This window comes from Devosia sp. (genome assembly GCF_030689745.1).
In the GTDB taxonomy this organism is placed as follows: Bacteria; Pseudomonadota; Alphaproteobacteria; order Rhizobiales; family Devosiaceae; genus Devosia; species Devosia alba.
This window is the reverse complement of sequence record NZ_JAUYGL010000162.1, coordinates 1-23,547: the sequence shown is the minus strand read 5'-3', so window position 1 is coordinate 23,547 and position 23,547 is coordinate 1. Positions and strand designations below refer to the sequence as shown.

Below are 23,547 nucleotides of genomic sequence, written 5' to 3'. Positions count from 1 at the left end.
AGATTTTTGCAATCGCATAGCGGTTCAGCGGGAGACGCCGAGGCGGTCCAGTTCGGCGGTCAATTGCGGAATGATTTCAAACAGATCGCCGATCAAAGCGAGGTCGGCCAGCTTGACCAGCGGCGCTTCGGCATCGGTATTGATAGCGACGATTTTCTTGGCGCCCTGAATGCCGGCCAGGTGCTGCAGGGCCCCGGAAATGCCGATGGCGATGTAGAGATCGGGAGCGATAATCTTGCCGGTCTGGCCGATCTGCCAGTCATTGGGGGCGTAGCCGGCGTCGACAGCCGCGCGGGTCGCGCCGACCGCCGCACCTAGTTTTTTGGCAAGCGATTCAAGCAGTTGGAAGTTCTCTGCCGAGCCCAGCGCCACGCCGCCGCCAATCACAATCTGGGCGGTGGCGAGATCGGCGGTATCACTTTGCGTGCGATCGCTGCGCAGCAGCTTGACGACAGAATCCAGCGCATTATCAAGCACTTCGATCGGTGCAGCAGGGCCAGCAGGGGCGGCGCGGAAGGCCGAGGCGCGCAGGGTCAGGACGTGGCGGGGTTGATTGTCGGTGACCGTCTGCAGCGCGTTGCCGGCATAGATGGGGCGGACAAAGCGGTTGGGACCGAGAATTTCGACCACATCGGTGACGGGCATCAGATCGAGCTTTGCCGCGACACCTGGCATTCGATCTCTTCCAACACTTCCAGCCGATTGGATAACATAGAGATACCCTGCGGCCAGTTTTTCGATCACCTGAGAATCGGCATCCGACGTGCCCGGGCCCTGGGCCACCAGCACTTTGGCGACACCGGCGAGCTTTGCAGCTTCGGTTGCAACATTGGCTGCGTCCTGTCCCAGGACCAGCAGGTCGACCGGCCCCAATTGACTCGCCGCATGCACCACGCGGGCGGTGGCCGGCGACAGCGTGCCGAGATCATGGTCGGCAATAACCAGAACGCTCATCACAGCGCCTCCATCTGCGAGACTTCGGCGGCAATATAGGCGGCCAGCTCGGAGGAGGAGCCGACGGTCTTTCCTGCCACACGTTCAGCAGGCGGGGATATCTTTTCGATGACAAGACGCGGGGCGAGGTCGACACCGCATTCGGCAGCGGGGCGCACGGCGAGCGGCTTGGAACGCGCCTTCATCACCATGGGCAAAGCGGCATTGCGGGGCGTGTTGAGCCGCAGATCGGCGGTGACCACGGCAGGCAGCGGCAGGGCGACCGTCTCGCGGCCGGAATCTACCTCGCGGGTGACTTCGAGCGCTTTGTTGTCCGGCCCCACAACCTTGATCTCGGACGCGAATGTCGCCTGGGGGCGATTGGTGAGCGCGGCGAGCATCTGGCCGACATGATTGCTGTCATCATCAATGGCCTGCTTGCCGAGCAGGACCAGGTCCGGGGTTTCCTCGGCGACGATCTTGGCCAGCAGCTTGGCAATGGCCAGGGTTTCGAGCGCTTCGTCGGTTTCAAGGAGAATGCCGCGATGGGCGCCCATGGCCAGCGCCGTCAGGATGACATCTGTTGCGGCCTTGGGGCCGATTGAGACAGCAACGATTTCGTCCGCGTGCCCGGCTTCGGCCAATTGCACGGCGGCCTCCACCGCGTTCTTGCAGAAGGGGTTCATCGACAGGCGTACGCCGGCGGTTTCAACGCCGCTGCCGTCAGGGCGAACGCGGATGCGAACATTGTGATCGACGACGCGCTTGATAGCGACCAGGATTTTCATGCGACCCTCGGAGTGGTTAGGGGTGTCATGACAAATCACGGGCAGAGGAACAAGCCGCGTGCGAGAAATAATGGGCCAAGGGCGCGACGATTGTTGGAAAAGGCTGCCTGTCGGGCCGCAGCGGCGATTTGTGACGGGGTCGATGCCGCACCAGAGTGGCGGGCAAATCTAGATTGAATACCGTCTTGCTATTCAAAACCTATCTTCTCAGCGCAGAACCCACTAGATTGGCAGGGACCGTCAATCGCATGAGATTGAGCAGCGAAACCTTGGGAGCCTCGCTATGGAAAAATCAATCCAACGTCGTAATCCAATGCTCCCCTGGTGGATTGGCTTTGTTATCATCATGGCCGTAGTCATTTACGCCGGCTATCGTTTTTCATGCCTCGACTGCGGTGCGGCATCAATATTTCCCGAGTTTTTGGTCCTCGCGGTGGTTCCTGCCGTTTATCTATCCCTGATGTATCTGTTGTTCCGCTATCAGGCCGAGGATGAGGCTCAAAGGCGGAAATAATCCGATCCGCGGTAGCTTTTTCATCACGCTCGCATCCCCTCCAGATGGGTTGGCCAAATGGTCGGCCGGGCTGGGGTCAATCCTGAACAGCATCGGCCAAGGCGACATCAAGCGAGAGCGGGCCAAACCCACTACGCCATTCAGGGGCGCCTTGGGCTGAGGGTGGATTGACTTGAAGTTGCCTCCGTCGGGAAGCTCCGACAGAGGCGGTCGTCTTTGGTCGTCAGATCTTGGTGGTCCGAAGGTAGGGCCTCAATTCGGTCCAGCCCTGTGGGAACAAGGTCTTCGCTTCGGCGTCCTTGATTGAAGGCGGGATGATTACGGTACCACCGGGGAGCCAATCGGCAGGGGTCGCGATCTTATTGGCGTCGCCCGTTTGCAGCGCGTCGATCACCCGCAAAATCTCGTCAAAGTTGCGGCCCACGTTCATCGGATAGGTCATCGTCAGCCGGATTTTCTTGTTTGGGTCAATGATGAACACCGAGCGGACAGCCGCAGTCGCGCTTTCGTTGGCATGGATCATCTCGTACAGGCGCGCGATCGAACTGTCGGAATCTGCGACGATGGGGAATTTGACAGTCGTGTGCTGCGTGTCATTCACATCTTCGATCCAGCTCAGATGCTCCTCGACCCCATCTGTGGACAGGCCGAGCGGCTTGACATGGCGCTTGGCGAACTCGTCGGCCAGTTGAGCGGTGCGGCCGATCTCGGTCGTGCAAACCGGGGTGAAGTCGCCAGGGTGACTGAAAAAGAACACCCAGTCGTCGCCGATCCAGTCGTGAAAGCTGATTTTACCCGCTGAAGTATCAGCGGTGAAATCCGGCGCGGTATCGCCGATATGGATTCCCATTGAGTATCTCCTGTTCCTGTTGCGGGCACCCCGATTCCGGTCAGCGCGCCAATGCCAGCCTATGGGGCGGGTCCTGGTAACTAGGTATGTCGACTGGCAGGATTTACAATGGCAACCAACGCCATAGCGAGCGTGCGGCCAAGACCAGCGCGGACTCCCAATTGTTGCGCCATCAGGGAGTTGCCAAGGCTACAACTCCTGACCGGCATCAGAGATGAAGCCATCGCAGATATGGCGTGGCCAAATCCCGACGTCCCGGCAGTTGACCCACATCAATGTTCTGACGGCGGGCGCTGCTAAGGTGGCGGATGATTGGCGATACGCCCCGCCCCAATCTGGCTCAGGAGTTGCCGCGTGCCAAGCAAAACAGCCGAAATCGAAGCCATACTCGGCCAGTCCACGTCGAAACGGAAGTGGCTCTGGCCCGTCATCATTGGGACTGGTCTGGTGCTGGCCGCAGGCGGCCTTTGGTTGTGGTGGCCGGGCACGGGGGCCCAGCGCTCGCCGCAATACGTCACCCAGGCCATTGATCGCGGTGACGTCACCGTCACGGTGACCGCCACCGGATCGGTGGAACCAACCAATGTTGTGGAGATTTCCACCGAACTGTCCGGCACGGTTCGGGCGGTCAATTTCGACTTCAACGACATTGTCAAAGCCGGGGACGTGCTGGCCCAGCTCGATACGGCCACGCTTGAAGCCAACCTCACCCGCGCCCGCGCCAATGTTGACGCGGCAGAAGCGCGGCTGGCGGAATCCCAGGCAACACTGGAAGAGATGGACCAGGCCTATGAGCGCTCCCTGCAACTGGCAGACAAGGGCGTGGCCTCCGACCAGATGCTGCTAAGCGCCAAGTCCAATTTTTCCCGTGCAACGGCAGCGCTGCAGAGCGCAACGGCCAATGTGGCGATTGCCAAGGCCGATCTGGCGCTCAACGAGGCCAACCTCGCCAAGGCCTGCATCTGCGCACCGATTGACGGCATCATTCTGGATCGCAATGTCGAAATCGGTCAGATTCTGGCTGCGTCATTCTCCGCGCCGACGCTGTTCACCCTGGCGGAGGATCTGGCGCGCATGCAGTTGCAGGTCGATATCGATGAGGCCGATATCGGCCTGGTATCAGAAGGCGACCGGGCCTATTTCACCGTCGAGGCGTTCCAGAACAAGACCTTCCCCGCTGAAATTGCCGAATTGCGCTTCGCCCCGCTCACCGTCAATGGCGTGGTCACCTACAAGGCCATCCTGGCCGTCGACAATACCGATCTGCTGCTGCGCCCCGGCATGACCGCAACGGCCACCATTACCGTTGCCGAAACCCCCGACGTGCTGCGCGTGCCCAATGCGGCGCTACGCTTCACGCCGACCATGACGGAATCGCTGCCCGCCGACACCGAAGGACAGAAAACCGTCTGGGTGCTGCGCAATGATCAGGCGGAGCCCGTCACCATCGAGCCCGGCAGCAGCGATGGCAGCTTCACGGTCATTGTCAGCGGCGCGATTGCCGCTGGCGACCGCGTTATCGTTGACGCGGGCCCCAATTGATGACGTCGCGCGCGGTCTCGTCCGTTGAAGCAGAAGAGGCGGCCGGAACGCTTATCGAGCTGCGCGGCATCACCAAGGTCTTTGGCAGCGGCGAAGCCGAAGTGCACGCCCTGCGCGGCATCGACCTGACGATAAAGCGCGGCGAGTTCGTCGCCATTATGGGCCCCAGCGGCTCTGGCAAATCCACCGCCATGAACATTATCGGGTGCCTCGACACCCCCACTGCCGGAACCTACCTGTTCGGTGGCGTCAATGTCGGCAATATCGATCGCAATCAGAGCGCGCTACTGCGGCGCAATTTCCTGGGTTTCGTGTTTCAGGGCTACAATCTGCTCGCCCGCACCTCAGCGCTCGACAATGTAGAACTGCCGCTGATCTATCAGGGCATCCCGAGTGACGTGCGGCGCCGAATGGCGCTGGAGGCCCTTGCCCGGGTGGGATTGACCGGGCGCGAGCACCACGACCCATCGCAGCTCTCGGGCGGACAGCAGCAACGCGTGGCCATCGCCCGCGCCATTGTCAGCCGCCCCGATGTGGTGCTGGCCGACGAGCCAACCGGCAATCTGGATACGGTAATGTCCGGGGACATCATGAAACTGCTGGTTGCCCTCAACCACGACGAGGGGATGACCATTGTCATGGTCACCCATGAGCCAGACATGGCCGCCTATGCCGAACGGCTGATCAGCTTCCGGGACGGACGGATCGAGTCAGATACCGTGACCAAGGGGGTAGCGCAATGATCCTCGAAACCGGCAAACTGGCCATTCAGGCGATCTTTCGCAACGCGCTGCGCTCATCGCTGACGGTGCTGGGCGTGGTGATCGGCGTAGCTGCCGTGATCGCCATGGTCACGCTGGGCCAGGGCACAACAGCGCGGGTTGCCACCGAAGTCGCCCAACTCGGCAGCAACCTGCTGATGATCATGCCCGGGCAAGCCGCCGGCGGGCCCGCTTCGGGCGCCACCAGTTCGGCAAGTTTCACCATTCGCGACGTCGACGCGGTCGCCGAGCAAATCCCCGGCGCCCTGACCGCGGCGCCCTATGCCTCGCGCTCAGTGACCCTGGTCTTTGGGGCAAAAAACTACACCTCGACCGTCACCGGCACCGACAATCGCTATTTCATCGCCCGCGACTGGCCTGTCGAACAAGGGCGTAGTTTTTACGAAAGTGAGCTGCAGGCAGGCAGTGCCGCCTGCATTATCGGGGACACCACCAGCGCAAATTTCTTCGGCAGCGGCGATCCGCTGGGTGAGACCATTCGCGTCGGCCAGATCTCCTGCCGCATCGTCGGCGTGCTGGCCTCGCGGGGCAGCTCCAGCTTTGGCGCTGACCAGGACGACACCGTCATCATGCCGCTGCGCACATTTCAGCGCCGCATTGCCGGCAATAGCGATGTCAACATGATCTATGTCGCCGTCCGGGAAGGGTTCTCGACCGAAAAAGTCGTGGGCGACATCGAACGCCTGATGCGCGAACGCCGCCAGATCGCCGCCGGAGCCGAGGATGATTTCAATGTCTTTGACATGGAACAGGTCGCCTCCATGCTCTCCACCGTTACCGGCATCCTGACGGGCCTGCTGGCCGCAGTGGCCGGGGTGAGCCTATTGGTTGGCGGTATTGGCATCATGAACATAATGCTGGTTTCGGTGACCGAACGGACCAAGGAAATCGGCATTCGCCTCGCCGTCGGCGCCTCCGAACGTCAGATCCTGATGCAGTTTCTGGTTGAAGCCGTGGTGCTGTCGCTATTCGGCGGCATTATCGGCATCGGGTTGGGGCTTGGGCTGGCTGCCATTGCCGGCAGCATTCTTGAAGTGCCGTTCGTCGTCGATCCGCTGGTGGTGGTTGGCGCCTTCACCTTCTCGGCAGTGATCGGGGTGATCTTTGGCTATTTCCCGGCGCGCCAGGCAGCCCGCCTCAACCCCATCGAAGCCCTGCGCCGCGAGTAGCTTGCTGAACACGGTTTGGCGGGGAGCGCAAACGACCGATCCCCGGCCTATGCAAAGGTCCGCTTGATACTGCGCTGCGGCCGACCCGGCTGACCGGTTTTGTCGCATGGCAATGGGCGACCAAAAGCATGCTAGTGTTGACGCCATGGATTGGGTCAGCAACACTGACCCAGAATTATCGCCGGACCAAATATGCCCGTTCTCAACCGTATTGCCGAATTTGCCGACGAAATCACCGCCTGGCGCCAGGATTTTCACGCCCATCCGGAGCTGCTGTATGCGGTGGAGCGAACGGCAGGGATTGTGGCGGATAAACTGCGTGCGTTTGGATGCGACAGTGTGGTGACCGGCATCGGCGGCACCGGCGTGGTCGGCATCATCCATGGCCGGGTCAATGCCAGTGGCCGCACCATCGGGCTACGCGCCGATATGGATGCGCTGCCGATCACCGAAAACACCGGCAAGACCTATGCGTCCACTGTGGATGGCAAGATGCATGCCTGCGGCCATGACGGGCACACGGCCATGCTGCTGGGCGCGGCGAAGTATCTGGCCGAGACGCGCAATTTCGATGGTCGGATCGCGTTGATCTTCCAGCCGGCCGAAGAGGGTGGCGCGGGCGCCAAGGCGATGCTGGACGACCGGCTGATCGAGCAGTTCGGGATCGACGAATTCTACGGCATGCACAATTGGCCGGGCATGCCGACGGGGCATTTTGGCATTCGCGCTGGCGGCATCATGGCGGCGACCGACCGGTTCTATATCGACATTGCCGGCCAGGGTGGCCACGCGGCGCGGCCGCAGACCACGATCGATCCGATCATCGTGGCGGCCAATATGATTGTGGGGATGCAGGCGATCGTGTCGCGCAATGTCGATCCGCTGGCCAGCGCGGTTCTATCGGTGACGATGCTGGAAGCGGGCGAAGCGGACAATGTGATTTCCCGCAGCGCCAAGATCACCGGCACGGTGCGCACGCTTGACCTGGGCGTGCAGGACCAGATCGAGCAGCGGCTGGCCGAATTCGTGCCGCAGTTCGCGGCCAGCTTTGGCGCAACGGCGACGGTGCGCTATGCGCGCGGTTATCCGGTGACGGTCAATGCGCCCGAGCAGACAGCATTTGCGGCAGCGGTGGCCGGGGAGGTTGCCGGCCATCAGCGGGTGGATACCGACGCACCACCATCCATGGGTGGCGAGGATTTCTCGTTCATGCTGGAGCAGCGCCCCGGCGCCTATATTTTCCTGGGCAATGGCGACAGCAGCGAATTGCACACCGATAGCTATGATTTCAATGACGCCGCGATTCCGGTAGGCACCAGTTTCTGGGCGCGGCTGGCCGAGCGGGCGCTGCCGGTCGGGTAGGCTGTTGTCGCCATTTGATGGGCAGATGACACGGCGCGAAAGCGCCACAATCATTGGGCAAAATTCAGCTCAAACGGAGACCAGACCATGTTACGCACAAGCCTTGCTGCCCTTGCCCTGACGCTGCTGGCGTCCATGCCTGCCTATGCCGTGCTCTGCACCGATTCGGGCGGAACCCTCAGCTTCAGCTATGAAGAGAATGGCCAGATCAGAATTGACGAGCAGGCCCGCAATGAGCACGACATGCAGATGCTGCGCGAGCGTGGCGTCGACGCCGTCCGCGTCGAGCGTTGGGGCACGTGCATCCGGGCCTATGTGCGGCTGCCCGATGGCACCGAGGAAATGCAGTTCTTCAATCCCGGCAGCTATCGCCGCGCCTATTAGGCGGCGCCAAGACTGGGCAATCGGCCGTTCAACCAGTGCCGCTGCCGCAGAGACCCGACCCCGACCGGCGCATGATGGCGCAGTCGGGGTTGTTTTATTGGCTCACGCCAGATCGGCGAAGGCGGCCGCGCTGGCGGAGGGCAACGCGATGAAGGCATAGCCATTGGCGCCCAATTGCAGCTTTGTGGCGTGCAGCACGGCGCCCGCCGAGACGGGTTCGAGCCGGGTGCCCGGCGGCAGACCGGTGACGGCAAGGGCATGGTCATCGGCAGACAGGTTGAAGACGCAGAGCATGACACCGGCATCGGTGCTGCGGCGGAACGCCAGAATGGGCTCTGCCAGATCGAAAAACGCGATGTCGCCCAGCGCCAGCATGGGGTGGGTTTTGCGCCAAGCCAGGATGGTGCGGTAAAACGCCAGGGTTGAGCCGGCATCGGCGTTCTGGTCGGCAACATTGAGCGCGGACTGGGGGTATTTCACCGGCAGCCAGGGGGTGCCGCTGGTGAAGCCATTTGGGGCCTCACCGGCATCCCAGGGCATGGGCGTGCGGCAGCCGTCACGTCCCTTGTCCTCGGGCCAGAAGCGGATGCCGCGCGGATCGGTGAGTTCTTCAAACAGCAGATCGGTTTCGGGCAGACCCAGTTCCTCGCCCTGATAGAGGCAGACCGACCCCCTGAGCGCGAGCACCAAGGCGGCAGACTGGCGGGCCAGCGCGGCTGCAGACTGGCTGTGTGGGGCCCAGCGCGTGACGTGGCGGGGCACGTCATGGTTGGAAAAGCTCCAGCATGGCCAGCCATCAGGGCCGATCTCGAAGAACTGTTCAATACGGCTGCGGAAATGGGCAGCAGTGAACTCGTCACCGAGGAAATCGAAGCCGTAGCACATATGCAGCGTGTCGCCGCCAGAGGTGTATTGGGCCATCAGTTGCACGGATTTGTGGCTGTCGCCGACCTCGCCCACCGAGGTTGCGCCAGGAAATTCATTGAGCAGGGCGCGGACGCGACGGAGGAAGTCGAGGTTTTCCGGACGGCTCTTGGAGAACAGGTGCTCCTGCATGTCATAGGGATTGACGGCATAGGGCAGGTGTTCGTTTTTGAGCTTGTTGGGCGGGTTGGAGCGCAACTTACTGTCGTGGAAGTAGTAATTGACGGTATCGAGCCGGAAGCCATCAATGCCGCGCTCCAGCCAGAAGCGCATGACGTCGAGCACGGCCTCCTGCACCTCGGTATTGTGGAAGTTGAGGTCGGGCTGGCTGGCGAGGAAATTGTGCAGGTAATACTGGCCCCGCGTCGGGTTCCACTCCCAGGCGCGGCCGCCGAACACGGCGGGCCAGTTATTGGGCGGGGAGCCATCGGGCAAGGGATCGGCCCAGACATACCAGTCGGCCCGGGCATTGGTGCGACTGAGGCGGGATTCCTCGAACCAGGGATGCCGGTCCGAGGTGTGGCTCACCACCTGGTCCATGATCACCTTGAGACCGCGGGCATGGGCCTGGTCGAGCAGGCTGTCAAAATCTTGCAGCGAACCGAATAGGCGATCGACCTCTCGATAGTCGGAGACGTCGTAGCCCATATCGTCCTGAGGTGACTGGGTGATGGGCGAAAGCCAGATGCAATCGACCCCCAGGCTGGCAATGTGATCGAGCCGGTTAATGATGCCGGGCAGATCGCCAACGCCATCGCCATTGCTGTCCTGAAACGAGCGGGGATATATCTGATAGATCACTCCGCCGCGCCACCATTCCGTCATCTGCACGCTCCCGATTCAATACCTGTAGCTAAGCGCATCAGGCACAAAGTTCCAGTGCGGTGGCCGGGTGGCGGGCATGCGCGGCTGTCTCAAGCGTCACACCACCGCGCTGATCAATGGCTCGCCGGCGAAGTGGGCGGCGAGGTTGGCCACGACCAGGGCGCCCATGGCGTTGCGGGTCTGGATGGTGGCGCTGCCCTGGTGCGGCGAGAGCACGACATTGTCGAGCGCGAAGAACGCCTCGGGAACGCGGGGCTCGTGTTCAAACACGTCGAGCGCGGCGCCGCCCAGACCACCGGACTGCAGCAGGTCGAGCATGGCGGCTTCGTCGATCAGCGTGCCGCGGGCGACGTTGACGATGTTGCCCTGGGGGCCGAGCGCTTCGAGCACCTGGCGCGAGACGATGCCTTCGGTGTCCTTGCCGCCGGGGGCGATGACGACAAGCCAGTCACTATCGCGCGCCATCTCGAGCAGATTGTCGTAGAAGATGTGCGGCTCGCTCTCCTGGCGGTGACGGCCAAAATAGACGACGCGCATCTTCATGGCCTGAGCGCGGGCGGCGATTTCCTTGCCGATGCGACCGAGACCCAGAATGCCGACGGTCTTGCCCGTCAGTTCCGAGAACAGGCCCATGCCGGCTGTGGGCCATTTGCCCTGGCGGACGAACTGGTCGGCCTGCGGAATGCGGCGGGCCAGTGCGATCATCAAGCCGATGGTGAGTTCGGCGACGGCGTCGTTGAGGACATTGGGGGTATTGGTGACGCGCACATTGGCGGCGCGGGCCGCGGCGGTGTCGATGGAATCATAGCCGACACCAAAATTGGCAATGATCTCGAGCGCGGGCAGTTGGGCGATGAGATCGGCATTGACCGCGCCGCCCGCAATGGCCCGCACGCGCGGGGCGAGTTGGGCAATCAGGGCCGGCTTGTCCGCCGCCTCGTGCAGCTTGTGTACGGTGAAGCGTTCGGCCAATGCCACCTCGCAGGACTCGAGCAGCTTGTGGGTCTGGAGAATTTCAATGGTCATGGCGCGCTCACGGCAAGGGGAGATGAACAAGGCGGTACCATACAAGCGGAGGCCAGCGGCGCAAATAGTTCTCCCGAACGATGGCTGGCCTGGATGGCGTACACTCACCGATGCAATTGGGTACGGGCGGTGGGTTTCCGAAAGCAGAAGGGCGGGGGCTAGAAGCGGTACCGCATGCCGATGACCTGGGCATTGGCGCCGTCGGCCATGCCACCCAATGTGCCCCAGGCACCCGAGCGGTGCTGCACCCGGTAGAACAGCTCAATGTCGGGATTGTCGACGGTGGAGACGGCAATCTCGGGCGCCATGAAGAACAGCAGGCTTGGATCGGCATTGCGGCGCTGCGCGCGCTCGGCTTCAATGCCAATGGGATTGGTGACGGCGCTGAGACCCACGGTGATGGCGGGCGAAATGCGCAAGTTTTCGCCGAGATGGAAGCCGTCATAGCGCGCCACGGCACCAAGCCATGCTTCGCCGCTGACGATATTGCCACCGCGCAAGGCAAGCCCCGCTTCAAGGCCCATATGCAGATCGGTCAGCGGTTCGGCAACGAATTTCTGATAGCCACCACCGAGGACAAAATTGTCCTCATACCTGGCACTAATCGGCACCAGCGATCCCTCGATATAGGCATTGACGTAGCGCCCGGCGAAACCGAACACGGCATCATCCAGCGCAGCGTCCTGCGCTGAGGCGGCCGAGGGCAGAGAGAAAGAGCCCGCGAGCAGTGTGAGGAGGAAGACCAGAACAAAGCGCAAATCATATCCGCCAGCTATGCAAAACACTGACGGGGAATGGTTTGGCATGCCGAAGAGTTCCGACAGACCATCAATCGTGATTGGTGCTGCCGGGGCGAGGGCGGCCTATAGGCTGAGGATATAGAGCCAGAGAGAGATGGTCAGCGCCGACGCCATGGTGGCGATCAGGATGGTGTTGGCGGCAACGCTGACACCGCGATTGTAGTAGGTGGCAAAGATATAGACGTTGACCCCGGCAGGCATGGCCGAGAGCAGAATGCCGTAGCGCGCGATTTCCATCGGGACATGAAACACCCAGATCATCAGCACATAGGCGATGGCGGGGTGGACGATCAGCTTGATGAGCGCGGCGATCAGCGCCTGCTGCCAATTGTCGGAGAGTTTGAACTCATTGAGCGCCCCACCAATGCCGAACAGGGCGGCGGGGACCACCGCCTGGCTCATCATGCGCAGGAAGGCGTCGGCCGGTTCGATCAGTTGCAGGCCAGCGAAATAGCCGACCATGCCGGCGGCAATACCCCAGATCAGCGGATTGGAGGCCACGCGCTTGCCCGCAGTCACCAGGGTGCGCCCGAGCGAGGCCCCGTCCCGGCGCATCAGTTCAATGGTGATCATGCCGGTGGTGAGCAGGATGGCGCCGTGCAGGCCGATAATGGAGAGCACGACGGGCAGTGCGTCCACGCCATAGGCGCGCTGGATGATGGGCAGGCCCACCAGCACCGTATTGGTGAACATGCCCGAAAAACCGACCGAAACAGCAACGCCAGGGCTGTTGCCGAAGCCGCGCAGGGCAATGACGATGCCCAGGACAAAGCAGGTCAGCGCCCCAATGTAAAATGGTCCGATGATCGCCGGATTGAATGCGGCGGCGAAGTCGCTGGTGACCAGGGAATGAAACAGCAGGCAGGGCGTGGCAAAATTGTTGACGAAGGCGATGAGGCTCTTGATGCCCTCAGCCGGGAACAGTTTCAGACGCACGGCGCCGAAACCAAGCCCCATCAGGGCGAAGATGGGCAAAATGACGTTGACGATGGCGATCATGGCCGAGGGTTCCGGGACCGGAGGGCCCCCTGCCCTACGCCGCCGCACCAATGGGGTCAATGCAGATCTGGTATGGTAGATCATGGTCGTGGGCAAGATCATATGCAAAGCAGAAAATCGAAACTCTGCGCTTCCTATCCGAAACGCAAACGCGTAGAAACGAAAGCAACAGAAGGTGGAATCCATGCGCGTGAGCGACAGTGTCGATATCTTTGTCATTGGCGGCGGCATCAATGGCGCCAGCGTGGCGCGGGATGCGGTGGGCCGCGGCTATTCGGTCGCCCTGGCCGAGATGAACGATCTCGCCTCGGGCACCTCGTCGGCGGCGACCAAGTTGGTGCATGGCGGGCTGCGCTATCTCGAGCACTACGAGTTCCGGCTGGTGCATGAGGCACTGGCGGAACGCGAAGTGCTGTGGGCCGCCGCGCCGCACATCATATGGCCGCTGCGCTTCGTGTTGCCGCATCACAAGGGCTTGCGCCCGGCGGTGATCCTGCGCGCCGGGCTGGCAATGTATGACTATATGGGCGGTCGGCGCCTGCTGCCGCCGACCAAGACGCTGGATCTGCAAAAGGACATTACCGGCAAGCCGCTGAAGCCAGGCTTCAAGCTGGGGTTTGAGTATTCCGACTGCTGGGTTGACGATGCCCGCTTTGTGGTACTGAACACGCGCGACGCCGCTGATCGTGGCGCCACGGTGCATGTGCGCACCAAGGTGACCAGCCTGCGCCGGGACCAGGGCGGATGGATTGTCGAGCTGGACGGCGAAGCCGGGCACCAAACCGTGCGGGCGAAGCTGGTGGTCAATGCCGCCGGACCATGGGTGGACGAGGTGATCACCGGGGCAATGGGCCAGAACGGCGCGCATAATGTGCGGCTGGTCAAAGGCAGCCATCTTGTGGTGCACAAACTCTATGAGCACGACCGCTGCTACATTTTCCAGAACAGCGACGGGCGGATCATTTTCGCCATTCCCTATGAGGGCGATTACACGCTGATCGGCACCACGGACGAGGATTATGAGGGCGACCCCAGGGACGTCAAAATCTCCGATGCCGAAACCGACTATCTGCTGAGCGCGGCCAGTGAATATTTCGCCAAGCCGCTGACGCGGGCCGATATCCACTGGAGCTATTCGGGCGTGCGGCCGCTGTTTGACGATGGCGCCAGCGCGGCGCAGGAAGCAACCCGCGACTATGTGCTCAAACTCGATGGCGATGCGGCAAGCGGCGCGGCGATCAATGTGTTTGGCGGCAAGTTGACCACCTCGCGCCGGCTGGCCGAGTCGGTGCTGGAAAAAATCGAAGAGGTGCTGGGGGCCAAGGGTAAACCGTGGACCAAGAAGAGCACCCTGCCCGGCGGCGATTTTGAACCCCTGGCTTTCGACGCCGAAGTGCGCCGGCTGGGCAAGGATTACCCCGAACTGCCCAAGAGTCTGGTGCACAGGTTGACTAGGCTCTATGGCACCAGGGCGCGCCTGCTGCTGGGCGAACGACAGGACCTGGCCAGCCTGGGGCAGCATTTCGGCGCCGATCTCTATGCCGCCGAAGTGGATTATCTAGTTGCCCATGAGTGGGCGCGAACGGCACAAGACGTGTTGTGGCGGCGCACCAAGCTGGGGCTGCGGGTTAGTGCTGAGGATGTGGCGCGGCTGGAAGCCTATATGGCGCGCAAGGCACTGTAGCGGGGTGCTTCCTTTTCCCCTTGCAGGAGAGGGCCAAAGGAGGCGGAGGAGACGAGCATGACCAAATATATTCTGGCGATCGATCAGGGCACGACCTCGAGCCGGGCGATGGTATTCGCGCAGGATCGCAGCATTGCCGGGGTGGGTCAGAAGGAGTTCGCCCAGATTTTCCCCCAGGATGGCTGGGTAGAACATGATCCCGAGGAAATCTGGGAAAGCGTGGTCTGGGCGGTCAAGACGGCGCTGAGCGAGGCCAGGATCACGGCTGGCGATGTGGCGGCCATCGGCATCACCAATCAACGCGAAACCACGCTGATCTGGGATCGACAGACCGGCAAAGCCATTCACAACGCCATTGTCTGGCAGGACCGACGCACGGCGGCCTATTGCGCCAAGCTCAAGCAGGATGGGCATGAAGCGCTGGTTACCGACAAGACCGGTCTGTTGCTCGACCCGTATTTTTCCGGCACCAAGATCAAGTGGCTACTCGACAATGTCAAGGGCGCGCGGCAGCGGGCCGAGGCGGGCGAACTGGCATTTGGGACCATTGACAGCTTTCTGATCTGGCGGCTGACCGGCGGCGCATCGCATGTGACGGACGCCACCAATGCGGGCCGCACGCTATTGTTCGATATTGCAGCCAATGGCTGGGACGAGCAGCTATTGGCACTATTCACGGTGCCCGCCGCCTTGCTGCCCGAGGTCAAGGACTGCGCCGCTGATTTCGGCACCACCGAGGCCAGCCTGTTCGGTGCGGCCATGCCGATCCTGGGGGTTGCAGGCGACCAGCATGCCGCCAGTATCGGGCAAGCCTGCTTTGAGCCCGGCATGCTGAAATCGACCTATGGCACGGGGTGTTTTGCCCTGCTCAATACCGGCACGGACATGGTGCGCTCGAAGAACCGCCTGCTCACCACCATTGCCTATCGGCTGGACGGGCAGACGATTTATGCGCTGGAAGGCTCGATTTTTATTGCCGGCGCTGCGGTGCAGTGGATCCGAGACGGGCTGAAACTGGTCAAGCATGCCAGCGAAACCGGCCCGCTGGCCCGCACTGCAGATCCGAGCCAGAATGTCTATATGGTGCCGGCTTTTGTCGGCCTCGGGGCGCCGTGGTGGGATGCCGACGCGCGGGGGGCAATCTATGGATTGACCCGCAACTCAGGCCCGGCCGAGATCGCCAAGGCGGCGCTGGAAGCGGTGTGCTACCAGACGCGCGACCTGCTCGAAGCCATGCGCAAGGACTGGGGCGAGAGCGGGAAAACGGTGCTGCGCGTCGATGGCGGCATGGTGGCGTCGGACTGGACCATGCAGTTCCTGGCCGACATATTGGACGCGCCGGTAGACAGACCCAAAATCCTTGAAACCACGGCGCTGGGTGCGGCGTGGCTGGCCGGATCGAAGGCGGGGGTCTGGCCGGGAATGGCCGAATTTTCTCAGAGTTGGGCACTGGACCAGCGGTTCACCCCGGAAATGGATGCCGCCACGCGGGACGCCAAGATCAAGGGCTGGGATGATGCGGTGCGGCGGACGCTGACGGTTTAGATTGCCCGAAGCCAGGGGGCGAAGCTGCCGCCGGCGATCATCGCCCAATAGACCTTGCCGCTGGAGGTCGTGGCCGCAGCCAGGCCGAATTCGGTGAATTTGGGGTTGAGCAGGGTCGAGCGGTGGCCTGACGAGTTCATCCAGCCCTCAATTGCAGCAGGCAAATCCTTATAGCCCTTGGCGACGTTTTCGCCGACGGCGCCGATATAGCCAGCGACGGTGACACGCTGGCGCAGGGTGACGCCCAGATTGTGGCTGAGAGTGTTCTTCTGCGCCATCAGGCGGGCGTGCGACCGGGCGGCATTTTCCAGCTGCGTATTATAGGTCCAGGGCGGCGCTCCATTGGCCGCGCGTACGGCGTTGATGGCCGTCAGGATTTCCGCATCGGTCAGGGTCTCCGGCGTGCTCGCCGATTTGGGCAATACCGGGATAGTCGATGAACAAGCGGCCAGAATTGCAGCGGCGCCAAGAACGAGAAAGCTGCGGCGGGCCAGTAACGTCATCAAATACACTCCGGAATGGCGCTTTGTGGCAGGACAATTGCGGCGTTTTGGCGTCGCGGCCTCCGCCACCACTGTGTGAGATAGTCGCGCAGGCGGGGTTGCCAGATGATGAAAATGGTCGGTCGCGACGTCAAGCCTGATCGTGGGCACTGAGCAGCAGCGGCAAGGCGGCCAGATCGACGGCAATCGACTTGCCTGCTGCCAGATTCCAGCAGGCGCTCAGCGCGGAATGGGCCGCGGCCCAGCCCAACATCCGCTTGCGGTCGTAACCGAGCCGGTCAGCGAAGGCGTCGAGCAGCGCCTGAATGCGGCGGGGATCCTTGACCAGATCGGGCATGCCAACTGGATTGCGGAATATGTTGGCCAGATCATAGAGCGGATCGCCGAGCAGACCCTTGGGATCGATAGCCAGCCAGCCGCGATCGGCGGACAGGATATTGTCGTGATGGAGGTCCCCATGCAGCGGTATCTGTGCCGAGGGGCGATCAAACAGCTTGAGCGTAATGCCACTGGCCCGGGCAAACAGGTCGCGCGCCGTATACGGCCAGGCGCGGATATCGGTGTCAAACAGTGACTGAAAGTGCGCGCGCAGCGGCAGCAGGTTTTCGGGCGCACCGGGACGGGGGCCATGCAGGCTGGCCGTCAGCGAGCAGATGGCAATGGTCGCCTGATCATCATGGCCGGCGCGCACCGCGTCACCCAGCGTGCCGCCGTCGAGCCATTCCATGAAGATGGTATCACCGTGGATGTCGAATATAGTCGCTGCGCCATTGCCGCCATACCAGTTCATCAGTTCGGCGCCGCGGCGTTCCGCTTCGGCTGCAGCGGGCTTGAGAATTTTCAGCACGGCAAAGTTGCGGCCGTTCTGCTCGACCTTGAACAGCGCGCTGCCTGGGGTGTCGGCAATCGGCGTCGACTTGGTGAGGGACCAACGGATCATGGCGCGGCTGAGCGCGGTTTCGATGGGCGACTGATTCATCATGAAAGCCATTAGAGCAGAACGGTGGCAAGGATTCGACTGGCACCGGCATCAGGCCGGAAAAGTTGATCAGATATGGCGGCGCCATGCGGTCGATCAATCGCATTTGACACAAAATCAAGCATATTGCGTGAAAAGCGCCCGCCAACAACGCTTGTTTAGCGGCTGAGGGCGCATGGTGGGAGATGCACAAGCAATAGCTGGGGAGGACTAGCTATGACGCATCATGGTTACAATGAACCGCACCGACGAACCGCGATGAGCGACATCATCACTGCCGAGGAGGCGCGGCCCGGCCTGTTGCGGCAGATCGGCAATGGGATTGGCGGGCTGATCGTGCTGCTGCTCACCGGGCTGGTGCTGATGATCGCGGTATTGTGGAAATCGCCCTAGGCGGCACCACGACACAAGAACCCCGACCGAGGGCCGGGGCGAGGTGTGACCGCACAGCAGCGCCGCGCGCTATTTGATGCGATAGGCATCCTTGGCGGCCTGGTAGCTCAGATGTTTGGCGATATCGGTGGCCGATGAGCGCGAGAGGCGGTTCTCGCCAACCCAGCGCCCAAGGAAACCACAGACTTCGCGGCGCCAGACATCGTGCCGGGCCGGAATCGACAGCAAGGCCCGCGTATCGTCGTTGAAGCCTGCCAGATTATAGAAGCCGGCAGTTTCCACGACCTGATCGAGATAGCGCCGAATGCCCTGCGGGCTATCATGGAACCACCAGGGAGGGCCGATCATCAGCGATGGCCAGTAGCCGGCCATGGGCGCCAGTTCGCGTGCATAGGTGGTTTCATCAAGCACGAACATGATGACGCGCAGATTGGGTTCATTGCCGCAACGGGCGAGCAAGGCGCGCAGGCCGTTGACGTAATCGGTGGTGCCCGGAATGTCGGCGCCCAGATCGGTGCCACGTTCGGCCAGCAGCAGCGGATCGGTATTGCGGCGCGAGCCGGCGTGGATCTGCATGACCATGCCGTCCTCGACAGCCAGCAGGGCCATTTCGGTCAGCATCTGGGCGCGGAACAGTTCGGCATCCTCGGCGGTGTGGCTGCTGGCCAGCACCCGGTCGAGCAGCGCCTGCTTTTCGACCAGCGGCAGATCTGCCGTGTTGGCCGTCGGCACACCATGGTCGGTGGCGACGGCGCCGTGCTGGCGGAAATAGTCGCGGCGATTGCGATGGGCGTTGATCAGCCCGGCCCATCTGGTGATGTCCTCGCCGGCCAGTTCGCCAAATTTCTGCAGGTTTTCGGCAATGGCGGGGCGGCTGGGATCGGTGACGTCATCAGGGCGATAGGTGGTGCGGACGCGGCCGATATAGCCATCGGCCTTCATCTTTTGATGGTGCGGCAGGGTGTCGAGGGCGAATTCGGTGGTAGCGATGACTTCCACCTTGGCGCTGTCGAGAATGGCGCGTGGCAGGAGATCGGGCGTGGCCAGCGCAGCATCAATGCGGTCATAGATGGCGTCGGCGGTCAGGGCTGAAAGCTCTTCCTCAATGCCAAAGGCCGCCCTGAGCGAATGATCGACCCAAGTCTTGGAGGGTGTGCCGGCAAACAGGTGATAGTTGGCAGCGAACAGGCGCCAGGCGTCGCGCCCGCTGGCGACCGGCCTGCCATCCTTGCGGGGCACGCCCAAATCATCATAGCTCAGGCCCCTGCTGCGCAGCATGCGCAACACATAATGGTCGGGCGTCAGAAACAGGCTGGCTGGATCGGAAAAGCGCGCATTGTTGGCAAACCAGGCCGGGTCAGTGTGACCGTGCGGGCTGATCAGCGGGAGGCCCTGGACCTCGGCATAAAGCTGGCGGGCAATGGTCTGAGCAGGCTCGGACGCGGGGAACAGGCGATCTGGATGCAGGTGTGTCATGGGGCTTGTTTGCCATGATCCGTGCCCGGAATCAATGATCTGCCATACAAGATTTGGGCCGGTGGCGTTTATTGTACATTAACCGCGTTTGCAGCATGGATTTCGCCGTTTATTGGCCTGGGACTACCCTGCCAGGCAGCGGGTGAGAACAGCGCAATGCGGCGGCCCGGCGACCGATCCGGCACCGGATCGGCAAGCTGTGGGGACAATTGACAATGGCGCATCTCGACATCCATTCCGCCGCTGACAGCCTCGACGATGCACGGCGGCACGCTCGCCAAACCGGACAGCTGCAGCACGTCCAGATCATGCTGGCGGCAGCTGGCATCACCGCCGTGTCGATCGTTGTGGTCGCGGCAACGGTGATGACGACACTGCTGTAGTCCGGACCCCTGTCGGCCCAGATTCGTGGCCCCATCCCTGCCCTGAGCGGCGCGGCGGGCGGATCAGCACCCACCCTACCCTTGGCTGCGCCGTCCGCAGCAGGCATCAATAGGTGGTGCGGCCGCCCGAGAGGTCAAAGACGCTGGCGGTAGTGAAGCTGTTGTCCTTGCTGACCAGCCAGGCCACCATGGCGGCGGCTTCGTCGACTTCGAGGAAGCGCCCGCGCGGGATGCGCACCAGCATATAGTCGATGAATTCGGGGGTCAGGGTATCAAGAATGCGCGTCCTGGCAGTGGCCGGGGTGATGGCGTTGACCGCGATATCGAACCTGGCCAACTCCTTTCCCAGCGATTTGGTGAGGCCGATAACGCCGGCCTTGGCTGCCGAATAGGCCGAGAGATTGGGATTGCCCTCCTTGCCGGCCACCGAGGCGATATTGACGATGCGCCCGTAATTGCGGGCCTTCATGGCGGTGACCACGGCCTTGTTGACGTAAAACGTGCCATTCAGATTGATCTCGACCACACGGCGCCATTCCTCAGGGTCGTAATCCTCAACGCTGGCATTGGAGCCAGCAATGCCGGCGGAATTGACCAGAATGGACACCGGGCCGATCTCGCGTTCAGCCGCGGCATGGGCCTGCACCAGTCCGGGATAGTCGGTGATGTCGACCACCATGGAGGAAGCAGCAGCACCCAGGGCCAGGGTGGCTTGCGACAGCCTGTCGGCATCAACATCCCACAGACTGACCCGCGCGCCGCTGTCGACCAGGCGTTGGGCAATGGCAAAACCGAGGCCTTGGGCGCCGCCGGTGACAACGGCCACCTGGCCGTGCAGATCAATCTGGTTCATGGCATCCGCCTTCACTAATGGACAATGCACGGCACATCGGGGCGCATTGCACCATTCCGATTCCCGCTATCGGATAGTTGAGCGCGACGCCGCAACAGACAAGCCCCGGGCAGCGCTGATGCGTCCGGTGGACGGCGAGCGCCGGTATAGAAGCTGCCGGCCAACTCCCCAAGCGGGTACGGCTTAGAGCCAATGAGTGGGCTGGGTGGAGTCGGCGGTTCAGGACTGGCTACAAGAACGCCTCGACCGTCTAGATCAGACCTCTCGGCACTCCTAACCAGGAGCGGGGTGGCCGGTGGAGCCAACCATCGCGCCACCCAGCGTCAGATTGTATGCATACAAATGGACCAGCATTGCTCATTGTCCGCATACAAATCTCCGGCTGCATTGATGATGTGCCTCCGTATCGTCATGTCGTCGCGTATTCGATATTGGCCATATGTGCCCCCGGAGAAACAACGGAAGGCCGCCTCTAAATTCTCCCCATTGACTCAATTGCACAGTTGAGCGCCTTATTAAGAAGCCGTGTCTATCTTGGGGGGAACGAAGTTGAAATTATTTCAGAAATGGATTCGTGTCGCTAAAGCCGTAGTATGGGTATTGACACTGATGCTCTCCGCGACAGTACTTTCGGCGTGTACCTCGACAATTGCGGGTTACAGCCTTGAAGCCTACACGCTCGCGACCGGCCTCAAAGCGCGCTCCTTGGCAGTCGTCCAACTTTCAACTGAGTCATTTTCTACTCACGCAGAGGTCGTTGACCAGCTTCTAGTTGATATTGACGCCGCCTACGAATTCGCGGCTGGAATTCCCAACAACAAGATAGCCGCCGAGCAATGGGCGCTCCTGCGCGACCCATCAGAGGCCTTGTTGGGTGGTTACTTTGCGTTTTGGGAGATTGAAGAGCCAGGTGGTGTATCGGAGTATTTCCGCGACCAATCCAAGGAAATTATCGCTGAAGCCTTTAATTTGATTATTTGTCTAGAGGTGAACAAACAACAAGCAAGTTCCTGCTCTGAACTTAAAACGCCGGAGGGTGTACTGTGAATCCGCAAGAGATCATCGAGCAAGCTGCCGCAAATTGGCATAGCGCCGCTGAGGAAGTTGGCCAGAAAATCGTCGATCTGGGCGCTGATGCGATTAGGCGGCTCGTGGAGGACGCCACGACCGACGGACAAGCACAACTGAAGTCGTCGCAAAAGAAGCTCGTTGAGTGGACCGCAGCGCTCGCCGAGGGAACGATCAATCGGGAAGAGTACACTCATCTCATCAAGAGCCGAGTGTCACTCCTGAAGTTTCACACGCTTACAGAGGCCGGTATTGCGCAGGCCCGAATCGAGCTCTTCCGCAAGGCGCTCATCAACTTGATCACAAACACCGCCATCAAAGCTATCACCTAGACCACTTGGCTGCTGTCAGCGAGTCGTTCACCAACCGCAACGCCTGAAGTTTCCATGGAGGCAAACGTGAAGAGGTTGCTTACAATACTGACGTTGACTGTCCTTCTTGCCTACCCCTCCGCCGCCTGCCCCGTCATAGAGACTGACTTTCCGGTATTTGCTGCACAGTCGCCTGATGTTCCTGCATTTGAAGGCAGGGATTGCCGCATCGAGGACTGGAAGGACCATGTTCGCGAGCTAGTCCGAACAAGAAGCGAGGTCGTGGAATTCGATGACGCGCGGGTTGATCATGACCGACGAGTGCGCGGCTTTGACCGGAACATCCAGCTCGCGTCACTGACCGACGCTTGCTCTGCAGAGGACGTGACGCGACTTACCCGCCTTGTACTCGAGGCCAACGCCATTAACGGCGGAGAGCGAAAGGATCTGTTTTGGTTGAAGCAACGCCGTATCCAATCTGCGATCGATCAGGCGGCGGTCAACATCCGCCGTCTCAGCCTTGATCTGAACTCCCAATGTACAGCTGAATAGGTGTCCTTATGCTTGATGACCGGATTTCATATATCAGCGTTATGATACATGTCGCGGAGTTCCTCCTTCCGCTTGTCGCGATTTCGCTGTTTGTTTCCTTGGTCTTGATCCCAATCTCACTGTACAACCTCGTGAGAACCAGAACTGCCGAAGCCACCAGGGTGTTTGGAAGTGAGGTCCTATTTGTCCTTAGCTTCTGCATTGTGGGATTTGTTGTCGGATTGATCATCCGACTTTTGGGGGGCTTCTCGCTGGGCACCAGTGAGTCTGGCGGACAGCCCGACACGTTCCAATTCATTGCCACGCTGGCCGCATCATTTGCCGCTATTACCGGCCTTTTTTTGGGAGAGGCCAAGTTGCACGATGCGACCATGGTGCGCCCGGTGGGAGCCGGCGCAGCTATCCTGATGATGATGGTAGGTTATCTTTATCTCGGCGGCATTCTTGCTGAAGTGGAATTTTTGGGCAGTGCACCCATGCTCTAGTCAACGCTGCGATGTCTATGGAATGCACACCCAGAAAGGTGAACTACCCGGTCCGCATATGCCCCGAGCGAACACAGGCTTCACGGCAGACTTCTAGTGCTTGCTCCTTTTCGGCATATCGATACTTGAGGCGCCACAGTTTGGAGCCGTTGGGCTGGGCCAAGAGATACAACCCGCCGCTATCGGCCAGTTTGTACGATTTTTCCTTAGGCTTGGCAGCCTTCACACCGAACTCAGACGGGGTATTGGGAGTATCCCTTCTGGGGGTATGTGGCGGTACCCCCGAATGATACCCCCAGCTTGATGTGAAGCAGGGGTGCTCCATGATGAGCTATGAGCAGCCAGCCTCGGCTAAACCATTTATTGACAATGGCTTAGGTGACGGCATGAGAAGTTATGAAAAGGAGAAATGGTGCC

Annotated in this window: 26 protein-coding genes; 14 read left to right on the top strand and 12 right to left on the bottom strand. The window is 61.2% G+C overall.

Annotation, left to right across the window (positions count from 1 at the left end; genetic code table 11):
* Positions 1-24: 24 nt before the first annotated feature.
* Both Q8O80_RS14370 and Q8O80_RS14365 read right to left on the bottom strand, forming a co-directional pair.
* On the bottom strand, positions 25-954 hold the full coding sequence (locus tag Q8O80_RS14370; protein ID WP_305580405.1) for an electron transfer flavoprotein subunit alpha/FixB family protein: 930 nt from the start codon (positions 952-954) through the stop codon (positions 25-27).
* Complete coding sequence (locus tag Q8O80_RS14365) at positions 954-1,721, bottom strand: electron transfer flavoprotein subunit beta/FixA family protein (protein WP_305580403.1); 768 nt, start codon at positions 1,719-1,721, stop codon at positions 954-956. Before Q8O80_RS14365 ends, Q8O80_RS14370 begins: the two co-directional genes overlap by 1 nt.
* A gap of 283 nt (positions 1,722-2,004) precedes the next feature.
* On the opposite strand from Q8O80_RS14365, the gene Q8O80_RS14360 reads away from it, so the two are divergent.
* Entirely contained in the window at positions 2,005-2,235 is a 231-nt protein-coding gene (locus tag Q8O80_RS14360; RefSeq protein ID WP_305580401.1) for a hypothetical protein, read from the top strand.
* A gap of 223 nt (positions 2,236-2,458) precedes the next feature.
* Here the strand turns inward: Q8O80_RS14360 and Q8O80_RS14355 are convergent, their stop codons facing one another.
* Positions 2,459-3,085: a peroxiredoxin gene (locus Q8O80_RS14355; RefSeq protein WP_305580399.1), complete on the bottom strand. Its 627-nt coding sequence runs from the start codon at positions 3,083-3,085 to the stop codon at positions 2,459-2,461.
* 354 nt (positions 3,086-3,439) lie between these two features.
* Here Q8O80_RS14355 and Q8O80_RS14350 point away from each other — a divergent pair, with 354 nt between their 5' ends.
* The 5 genes from Q8O80_RS14350 (at position 3,440) to Q8O80_RS14330 (ending at position 8,324) form a co-directional block, all read left to right on the top strand.
* Positions 3,440-4,627, top strand: a complete 1,188-nt coding sequence (locus Q8O80_RS14350; RefSeq protein WP_305580397.1) for an efflux RND transporter periplasmic adaptor subunit — start codon at positions 3,440-3,442, stop codon at positions 4,625-4,627.
* Positions 4,627-5,370: an ABC transporter ATP-binding protein gene (locus tag Q8O80_RS14345; protein ID WP_305580395.1), complete on the top strand. Its 744-nt coding sequence runs from the start codon at positions 4,627-4,629 to the stop codon at positions 5,368-5,370. The genes Q8O80_RS14350 and Q8O80_RS14345 overlap by 1 nt, the downstream gene beginning before the upstream one ends.
* Positions 5,367-6,578 carry an ABC transporter permease gene (locus Q8O80_RS14340; RefSeq protein ID WP_305580393.1) on the top strand — a complete coding sequence of 404 codons (1,212 nt, stop codon included), beginning with the start codon at positions 5,367-5,369 and terminating at the stop codon, positions 6,576-6,578. The genes Q8O80_RS14345 and Q8O80_RS14340 overlap by 4 nt, the downstream gene beginning before the upstream one ends.
* A 192-nt stretch (positions 6,579-6,770) precedes the next feature.
* A complete protein-coding gene (locus Q8O80_RS14335; protein WP_305580391.1) occupies positions 6,771-7,940 on the top strand; it encodes a M20 aminoacylase family protein in 1,170 nt (389 codons plus the stop codon).
* 87 nt (positions 7,941-8,027) lie between these two features.
* A complete protein-coding gene (locus Q8O80_RS14330; RefSeq protein WP_305580389.1) occupies positions 8,028-8,324 on the top strand; it encodes a hypothetical protein in 297 nt (98 codons plus the stop codon).
* Between the two features lie 102 nt (positions 8,325-8,426).
* On the opposite strand, the gene Q8O80_RS14325 is transcribed toward Q8O80_RS14330, so the two are convergent.
* The 4 genes from Q8O80_RS14325 to Q8O80_RS14310 form a co-directional block, all read right to left on the bottom strand.
* Positions 8,427-10,073 (bottom strand): alpha-glucosidase, encoded by a 1,647-nt coding sequence (locus Q8O80_RS14325; RefSeq protein ID WP_305580387.1) that lies wholly within the window; start codon positions 10,071-10,073, stop codon positions 8,427-8,429.
* Positions 10,074-10,169: 96 nt separating this feature from the next.
* Positions 10,170-11,099, bottom strand: a complete 930-nt coding sequence (locus Q8O80_RS14320) for a 2-hydroxyacid dehydrogenase (protein WP_305580385.1) — start codon at positions 11,097-11,099, stop codon at positions 10,170-10,172.
* A 158-nt stretch (positions 11,100-11,257) separates the two neighbouring features.
* Entirely contained in the window at positions 11,258-11,857 is a 600-nt protein-coding gene (locus tag Q8O80_RS14315) for a hypothetical protein (protein WP_305580383.1), read from the bottom strand.
* A 105-nt stretch (positions 11,858-11,962) separates the two neighbouring features.
* Positions 11,963-12,898: an AEC family transporter gene (locus tag Q8O80_RS14310; protein WP_305580381.1), complete on the bottom strand. Its 936-nt coding sequence runs from the start codon at positions 12,896-12,898 to the stop codon at positions 11,963-11,965.
* A 184-nt stretch (positions 12,899-13,082) separates the two neighbouring features.
* Between Q8O80_RS14310 and glpD the strand changes: the two genes are divergently transcribed.
* On the top strand, positions 13,083-14,582 hold the full coding sequence (glpD, locus tag Q8O80_RS14305; RefSeq protein WP_305580379.1) for a glycerol-3-phosphate dehydrogenase: 1,500 nt from the start codon (positions 13,083-13,085) through the stop codon (positions 14,580-14,582).
* Positions 14,583-14,639: 57 nt separating this feature from the next.
* Entirely contained in the window at positions 14,640-16,127 is a 1,488-nt protein-coding gene (glpK, locus tag Q8O80_RS14300) for a glycerol kinase GlpK (protein ID WP_305580377.1), read from the top strand.
* Here glpK and Q8O80_RS14295 read toward each other — a convergent pair.
* Positions 16,124-16,630 (bottom strand): CAP domain-containing protein, encoded by a 507-nt coding sequence (locus tag Q8O80_RS14295; protein WP_305580375.1) that lies wholly within the window; start codon positions 16,628-16,630, stop codon positions 16,124-16,126. The two genes, glpK and Q8O80_RS14295, sit on opposite strands and share 4 nt — an antisense overlap.
* A gap of 130 nt (positions 16,631-16,760) precedes the next feature.
* Positions 16,761-17,612 carry an aminoglycoside phosphotransferase family protein gene (locus Q8O80_RS14290; protein WP_305580373.1) on the bottom strand — a complete coding sequence of 284 codons (852 nt, stop codon included), beginning with the start codon at positions 17,610-17,612 and terminating at the stop codon, positions 16,761-16,763.
* Between the two features lie 213 nt (positions 17,613-17,825).
* Between Q8O80_RS14290 and Q8O80_RS14285 the strand changes: the two genes are divergently transcribed.
* Positions 17,826-18,002, top strand: coding sequence for a hypothetical protein (locus Q8O80_RS14285; protein ID WP_305580371.1), 177 nt, complete (start codon positions 17,826-17,828; stop codon positions 18,000-18,002).
* Positions 18,003-18,071: 69 nt separating this feature from the next.
* On the opposite strand, the gene uxaC is transcribed toward Q8O80_RS14285, so the two are convergent.
* Positions 18,072-19,514 (bottom strand): glucuronate isomerase, encoded by a 1,443-nt coding sequence (gene uxaC, locus Q8O80_RS14280; RefSeq protein WP_371136212.1) that lies wholly within the window; start codon positions 19,512-19,514, stop codon positions 18,072-18,074.
* Between the two features lie 179 nt (positions 19,515-19,693).
* On the opposite strand from uxaC, the gene Q8O80_RS14275 reads away from it, so the two are divergent.
* Positions 19,694-19,861: a hypothetical protein gene (locus Q8O80_RS14275; RefSeq protein ID WP_305580367.1), complete on the top strand. Its 168-nt coding sequence runs from the start codon at positions 19,694-19,696 to the stop codon at positions 19,859-19,861.
* A 106-nt stretch (positions 19,862-19,967) separates the two neighbouring features.
* Here the strand turns inward: Q8O80_RS14275 and Q8O80_RS14270 are convergent, their stop codons facing one another.
* The gene (locus Q8O80_RS14270) at positions 19,968-20,714 is read right to left on the bottom strand and encodes an SDR family NAD(P)-dependent oxidoreductase (RefSeq protein ID WP_305580365.1); all 747 of its coding nucleotides are present in this window, start codon (positions 20,712-20,714) and stop codon (positions 19,968-19,970) included.
* Between the two features lie 549 nt (positions 20,715-21,263).
* On the opposite strand from Q8O80_RS14270, the gene Q8O80_RS14265 reads away from it, so the two are divergent.
* The 4 genes from Q8O80_RS14265 to Q8O80_RS14250 all read left to right on the top strand — a co-directional run bounded on the left by Q8O80_RS14265 (position 21,264) and on the right by Q8O80_RS14250 (position 23,130).
* Positions 21,264-21,761: a hypothetical protein gene (locus tag Q8O80_RS14265; protein ID WP_305580363.1), complete on the top strand. Its 498-nt coding sequence runs from the start codon at positions 21,264-21,266 to the stop codon at positions 21,759-21,761.
* The gene (locus Q8O80_RS14260) at positions 21,758-22,114 is read left to right on the top strand and encodes a hypothetical protein (protein WP_305580361.1); all 357 of its coding nucleotides are present in this window, start codon (positions 21,758-21,760) and stop codon (positions 22,112-22,114) included. The genes Q8O80_RS14265 and Q8O80_RS14260 overlap by 4 nt, the downstream gene beginning before the upstream one ends.
* A 66-nt stretch (positions 22,115-22,180) precedes the next feature.
* Complete coding sequence (locus Q8O80_RS14255; protein ID WP_305580359.1) at positions 22,181-22,645, top strand: hypothetical protein; 465 nt, start codon at positions 22,181-22,183, stop codon at positions 22,643-22,645.
* 8 nt (positions 22,646-22,653) lie between these two features.
* A complete protein-coding gene (locus tag Q8O80_RS14250) occupies positions 22,654-23,130 on the top strand; it encodes a hypothetical protein (protein WP_305580358.1) in 477 nt (158 codons plus the stop codon).
* A gap of 43 nt (positions 23,131-23,173) precedes the next feature.
* On the opposite strand, the gene Q8O80_RS21605 is transcribed toward Q8O80_RS14250, so the two are convergent.
* Complete coding sequence (locus Q8O80_RS21605; RefSeq protein ID WP_347946574.1) at positions 23,174-23,455, bottom strand: Arm DNA-binding domain-containing protein; 282 nt, start codon at positions 23,453-23,455, stop codon at positions 23,174-23,176.
* Positions 23,456-23,547 lie beyond the last annotated feature (92 nt).

Bases quoted from the DNA above. Each gene is read 5' to 3' on its own strand.
- Q8O80_RS14370 (WP_305580405.1), bottom strand. From the start codon at position 954: ATGAGCGTTCTGGTTATTGCCGACCATGATCTCGGCACGCTGTCGCCG.
- Q8O80_RS14365 (WP_305580403.1), bottom strand. From the start codon at position 1,721: ATGAAAATCCTGGTCGCTATCAAGCGCGTCGTCGATCACAATGTTCGC.
- Q8O80_RS14360 (WP_305580401.1), top strand. From the start codon at position 2,005: ATGGAAAAATCAATCCAACGTCGTAATCCAATGCTCCCCTGGTGGATT.
- Q8O80_RS14355 (WP_305580399.1), bottom strand. From the start codon at position 3,085: ATGGGAATCCATATCGGCGATACCGCGCCGGATTTCACCGCTGATACT.
- Q8O80_RS14345 (WP_305580395.1), top strand. From the start codon at position 4,627: ATGACGTCGCGCGCGGTCTCGTCCGTTGAAGCAGAAGAGGCGGCCGGA.
- Q8O80_RS14340 (WP_305580393.1), top strand. From the start codon at position 5,367: ATGATCCTCGAAACCGGCAAACTGGCCATTCAGGCGATCTTTCGCAAC.
- Q8O80_RS14335 (WP_305580391.1), top strand. From the start codon at position 6,771: ATGCCCGTTCTCAACCGTATTGCCGAATTTGCCGACGAAATCACCGCC.
- Q8O80_RS14330 (WP_305580389.1), top strand. From the start codon at position 8,028: ATGTTACGCACAAGCCTTGCTGCCCTTGCCCTGACGCTGCTGGCGTCC.
- Q8O80_RS14325 (WP_305580387.1), bottom strand. From the start codon at position 10,073: ATGACGGAATGGTGGCGCGGCGGAGTGATCTATCAGATATATCCCCGC.
- Q8O80_RS14320 (WP_305580385.1), bottom strand. From the start codon at position 11,099: ATGACCATTGAAATTCTCCAGACCCACAAGCTGCTCGAGTCCTGCGAG.
- Q8O80_RS14310 (WP_305580381.1), bottom strand. From the start codon at position 12,898: ATGATCGCCATCGTCAACGTCATTTTGCCCATCTTCGCCCTGATGGGG.
- glpD (WP_305580379.1), top strand. From the start codon at position 13,083: ATGCGCGTGAGCGACAGTGTCGATATCTTTGTCATTGGCGGCGGCATC.
- glpK (WP_305580377.1), top strand. From the start codon at position 14,640: ATGACCAAATATATTCTGGCGATCGATCAGGGCACGACCTCGAGCCGG.
- Q8O80_RS14295 (WP_305580375.1), bottom strand. From the start codon at position 16,630: ATGACGTTACTGGCCCGCCGCAGCTTTCTCGTTCTTGGCGCCGCTGCA.
- Q8O80_RS14290 (WP_305580373.1), bottom strand. From the start codon at position 17,612: ATGATGAATCAGTCGCCCATCGAAACCGCGCTCAGCCGCGCCATGATC.
- Q8O80_RS14285 (WP_305580371.1), top strand. From the start codon at position 17,826: ATGACGCATCATGGTTACAATGAACCGCACCGACGAACCGCGATGAGC.
- Q8O80_RS14275 (WP_305580367.1), top strand. From the start codon at position 19,694: ATGGCGCATCTCGACATCCATTCCGCCGCTGACAGCCTCGACGATGCA.
- Q8O80_RS14270 (WP_305580365.1), bottom strand. From the start codon at position 20,714: ATGAACCAGATTGATCTGCACGGCCAGGTGGCCGTTGTCACCGGCGGC.
- Q8O80_RS14250 (WP_305580358.1), top strand. From the start codon at position 22,654: ATGCTTGATGACCGGATTTCATATATCAGCGTTATGATACATGTCGCG.
- Q8O80_RS21605 (WP_347946574.1), bottom strand. From the start codon at position 23,455: ATGGAGCACCCCTGCTTCACATCAAGCTGGGGGTATCATTCGGGGGTA.